This is a genomic window from Marinomonas balearica (assembly GCF_004362145.1).
Lineage (GTDB): Bacteria > Pseudomonadota > Gammaproteobacteria > Pseudomonadales > Marinomonadaceae > Marinomonas > Marinomonas balearica.
Map to the genome: position 1 here is coordinate 1 of NZ_SNXC01000005.1, position 5,385 is coordinate 5,385.

A 5,385-nucleotide genomic window follows, 5' to 3' on the forward strand; every position below is an offset into this window, starting at 1 on the left:
TCAGAAACGAGAAAAGCCCTGACCATTTCTGATCAGGGCTTTCTGTATTAGAAGCTTGACGACGACCTACTCTCACATGGGATCCCCCACACTACCATCGGCGATGGCGCTTTTCACTTCTGAGTTCGGGATGGGATCAGGTGGTTCAACGCCTCTGTGATCGTCAAGCAAACTGGGATGTGTTCGTTCTGGGTGACCGATTATTTCTCCGATCTCTTCCCAAAACACACAAGTTCGTTACTTGGCTTATCTTACTGATTCTGCTGGCTTTTTCAATCTAATTCATAGATTGAATCACTCAACGCAATCAGTTGCTTTAACAATGCTTTTTGAAATAACTCTAATCAAACTTCAAACCCACTCTCTTATCAAGAGCGTCGTAAATTCATATGCACTTCGCAGTCTTTCTCAAAACCACTTTGGTGTTATATGGTCAAGCCTCACGAGCAATTAGTATTGGTTAGCTCAAGGCCTCACAACCCTTACACACCCAACCTATCAACGTCCTAGTCTCGAACGGCTCTTTAGGGAACTTAAAGTTCCAGTGAGATCTCATCTTGAGGGAGGCTTCCCGCTTAGATGCTTTCAGCGGTTATCCCGTCCGAACATAGCTACCCGGCAATGCCACTGGCGTGACAACCGGAACACCAGAGGTTCGTCCACTCCGGTCCTCTCGTACTAGGAGCAGCTCCTCTCAAATCTCAAACGTCCACGGCAGATAGGGACCGAACTGTCTCACGACGTTCTAAACCCAGCTCGCGTACCACTTTAAATGGCGAACAGCCATACCCTTGGGACCGGCTTCAGCCCCAGGATGTGATGAGCCGACATCGAGGTGCCAAACACCGCCGTCGATGTGAACTCTTGGGCGGTATCAGCCTGTTATCCCCGGAGTACCTTTTATCCGTTGAGCGATGGCCCTTCCATACAGAACCACCGGATCACTAAGACCTACTTTCGTACCTGCTCGACGTGTCTGTCTCGCAGTTAAGCGCGCTTTTGCCTTTACACTCTATGCATGATTTCCGACCATGCTGAGCGCACCTTCGTGCTCCTCCGTTACTCTTTGGGAGGAGACCGCCCCAGTCAAACTACCCACCACACAGTGTCCTCGATCCCGATAAGGGACCTGAGTTAGAACCTCAAACATACCAGGGTGGTATTTCAAGATTGGCTCCGCTTGAACTGGCGTCCAAGTTTCAAAGCCTCCCACCTATCCTACACAAGTAGGTTCAAAGTTCACTGTGAAGCTATAGTAAAGGTTCACGGGGTCTTTCCGTCTAGCCGCGGATACACAGCATCTTCACTGCGATTTCAATTTCACTGAGTCTCGGGTGGAGACAGTGTGGCCATCGTTACGCCATTCGTGCAGGTCGGAACTTACCCGACAAGGAATTTCGCTACCTTAGGACCGTTATAGTTACGGCCGCCGTTTACTTGGGCTTCGATCAAGAGCTTCGCTTACGCTAACCCCATCAATTAACCTTCAAGCACCGGGCAGGCGTCACACCCTATACGTCCACTTTCGTGTTTGCAGAGTGCTGTGTTTTTAATAAACAGTCGCAGCCACCTGGTATCTTCGACCGATCAAGGCTTAGAGAGCAAGTCTCATCACCCTAACCGGCGCACCTTCTCCCGAAGTTACGGTGCCATTTTGCCTAGTTCCTTCACCCGAGTTCTCTCAAGCGCCTTGGTATTCTCTACCTGACCACCTGTGTCGGTTTGGGGTACGGTCTATGTATATCTGAAGCTTAGAAGTTTTTCCTGGAAGCATGGCATCAACCACTTCACCCAAAAGAGGGTTCGTCATCAATTCTCAGCCTTAAGAGGGTCCGGATTTACCTAAACCCTCAGCCTACAACCTTAAACGCGGACAACCATCGCCGCGCTGGCCTAGCCTTCTCCGTCTCTCCATCGCAATATACATCGGTACAGGAATATTAACCTGTTTCCCATCGACTACGCTTTTCAGCCTCGCCTTAGGGGCCGACTCACCCTGCCCTGATTAGCATGGGACAGGAACCCTTGGTCTTCCGGCGAGGGGGTTTTTCACCCCCTTTATCGTTACTCATGTCAACATTCGCACTTCTGATACCTCCACGGTGCCTTACAGCTTCCGCTTCAACGGCTTACAGAACGCTCCTCTACCATACTAGTAAACTAGTATCCGTAGCTTCGGTGTACAGTTTAGCCCCGTTATATCTTCCGCGCAGGCCGACTCGACTAGTGAGCTATTACGCTTTCTTTAAAGGGTGGCTGCTTCTAAGCCAACCTCCTAGCTGTCTAAGCCTTCCCACATCGTTTCCCACTTAACTGTAACTTTGGGACCTTAGCTGACGGTCTGGGTTGTTTCCCTTTCCACGACGGACGTTAGCACCCGCCGTGTGTCTCCCGCGCTCATACTCATTGGTATTCGGAGTTTGCATGGGGTTGGTAAGTCGGGATGACCCCCTAGCCCAAACAGTGCTCTACCCCCAACGGCAATACGCGAGGCGCTACCTAAATAGCTTTCGAGGAGAACCAGCTATCTCCGGGCTTGATTAGCCTTTCACTCCTATCCACAAGTCATCTCCAAACTTTTCAACGTGTGTGAGTTCGGTCCTCCAGTTGATGTTACTCAACCTTCAACCTGCTCATGGATAGATCGCCCGGTTTCGGGTCTATTCCCAGCAACTAAACGCCCTATTAAGACTCGGTTTCCCTACGGCTCCACTAAATGCTTAACCTTGCTACTGAAAATAAGTCGTTGACCCATTATACAAAAGGTACGCAGTCACCGAACTAAGTCGGCTCCCACTGCTTGTACGTACACGGTTTCAGGATCTATTTCACTCCCCTCACAGGGGTTCTTTTCGCCTTTCCCTCACGGTACTGGTTCACTATCGGTCAGTCAGGAGTATTTAGCCTTGGAGGATGGTCCCCCCATATTCAAACAGGATATCACGTGTCCCGTCTTACTCGATTTCATTGATAAGGCATTTTCGTATACGGGGCTATCACCCACTATGGCGACCCTTTCCAGAGTCTTCTACTAACACCAAATCAACTTAAGGGCTAATCCCCTTTCGCTCGCCGCTACTAAGGGAATCTCAATTGATTTCTTTTCCTAAGGGTACTTAGATGTTTCAGTTCCCCTCGTTCGCCTCGTAACGCTATGTATTCACGTTACGATACCCGCAAGCGGGTGGGTTTCCCCATTCGGAAATCTCGGGATCAAAGTCTGTTTATCGACTCCCCCAAGCTTATCGCAGATTACCACGTCCTTCATCGCCTCTGACTGCCAAGGCATCCACCGTGCACGCTTGGTCACTTGACCATATAACCCAAAATGATCTCATTCAGTAAACTGAATCAGAAAAATTGAACTACATACCAAAGAGCTTTTGTACCTCTTTGGATTTACGATTGTTAGATTGTTTATTCAAATCTCAGAAGGAATTAAGAGATTCAAATATCAATCCACCGGTTTGACGCTTGATTATCGTCTATTTCAAAAAGTCATATTGTTAAAGAGCAAGTTTAGTGCAAAGCACTAAGTCAGATGCTTGATGAGTAAATCAGTCAAACTTCTTGCTTAGAACTCTGTCTATAACGCTTTTAAGATAGGGTGCTATGAGAACTCATAGCCATCAGATAATTTGTGTGAACGCTCACCAGAGCCTCTTATCGTTTAAGGAGGTGATCCAGCCCCAGGTTCCCCTAGGGCTACCTTGTTACGACTTCACCCCAGTCATTGACCACTCCGTGGTAACCGCCATCCCCGAAGGGTTAAGCTAGCTACTTCTGGAGCAATCAACTCCCATGGTGTGACGGGCGGTGTGTACAAGGCCCGGGAACGTATTCACCGTGGCATTCTGATCCACGATTACTAGCGATTCCGACTTCATGGAGTCGAGTTGCAGACTCCAATCCGGACTACGACGCACTTTTTGGGATTTGCTTACTATCGCTAGTTCGCTGCCCTCTGTATGCGCCATTGTAGCACGTGTGTAGCCCTACTCGTAAGGGCCATGATGACTTGACGTCGTCCCCACCTTCCTCCGGTTTGTCACCGGCAGTCTCCTTAGAGTTCCCACCCGAAGTGCTGGCAAATAAGGATAAGGGTTGCGCTCGTTACGGGACTTAACCCAACATTTCACAACACGAGCTGACGACAGCCATGCAGCACCTGTCTCAGAGTTCCCGAAGGCACCAAAGCATCTCTGCTAAGTTCTCTGGATGTCAAGAGTAGGTAAGGTTCTTCGCGTTGCTTCGAATTAAACCACATGCTCCACCGCTTGTGCGGGCCCCCGTCAATTCATTTGAGTTTTAACCTTGCGGCCGTACTCCCCAGGCGGTCTACTTATCGCGTTAGCTGCGCCACTAATCTAAAATCGACCAACGGCTAGTAGACATCGTTTACGGCGTGGACTACCAGGGTATCTAATCCTGTTTGCTCCCCACGCTTTCGCACCTCAGTGTCAGTATCAGTCCAGGATGTCGCCTTCGCCACTGATGTTCCTTCCTATATCTACGCATTTCACCGCTACACAGGAAATTCCACATCCCTCTACCGTACTCTAGCCTGCCAGTATCAGGTGCAATTCCAAGGTTGAGCCCTGGGCTTTCACATCTGACTTAACAAACCACCTACGCGCGCTTTACGCCCAGTAATTCCGATTAACGCTTGCACCCTCTGTATTACCGCGGCTGCTGGCACAGAGTTAGCCGGTGCTTCTTCTGGAGCTAACGTCAAGATACTTGAGTATTAATCAAGCATCCTTCCTCACTCCTGAAAGTGCTTTACAACCCTAAGGCCTTCTTCACACACGCGGCATGGCTGGATCAGGGTTGCCCCCATTGTCCAATATTCCCCACTGCTGCCTCCCGTAGGAGTCTGGGCCGTGTCTCAGTCCCAGTGTGGCTGATCATCCTCTCAGACCAGCTAGAGATCGTCGCCTTGGTAGGCCTTTACCCCACCAACTAGCTAATCTCACGCAGGCTCATCTGATAGCGGAAGGTCCGAAGATCCCCTCCTTTCCCCAAAAGGGCGTATGCGGTATTAGCATGCGTTTCCACATGTTGTCCCCCACTACCAGGCAGATTCCTACGCGTTACTCACCCGTCCGCCGCTCGTCAGCATCTAGCAAGCTAGATCTGTTACCGCTCGACTTGCATGTGTTAAGCCTGCCGCCAGCGTTCAATCTGAGCCATGATCAAACTCTTCAGTTAAAAGAATTTGCTCTAACTCATGAATAACGTCTGACTTTAACTATTGCCTTCCAACCTAAGTTGAAAGACTGTAAAGCGAATTGACGTGTTCACTCATCAAAGACTTTAATTTTTTAGAAGTCTCCAGCGAGCGCCCACACAAATTATCTGATTATCTATTTTAAAGAGCGTACC

General features: G+C 49.4%; 3 rRNA genes. All 3 read right to left on the minus strand.

Annotation, left to right across the window (positions count from 1 at the left end):
- Positions 1-53: 53 nt before the first annotated feature.
- A 5S ribosomal RNA gene (gene rrf / locus DFP79_RS01655) occupies positions 54-168 on the minus strand.
- Positions 169-429: 261 nt separating this feature from the next.
- A 23S ribosomal RNA gene (locus tag DFP79_RS01660) occupies positions 430-3,316 on the minus strand.
- Positions 3,317-3,671: 355 nt separating this feature from the next.
- A 16S ribosomal RNA gene (locus DFP79_RS01665) occupies positions 3,672-5,211 on the minus strand.
- Together the 16S, 23S and 5S rRNA genes form the textbook arrangement of a ribosomal RNA operon.
- Positions 5,212-5,385 lie beyond the last annotated feature (174 nt).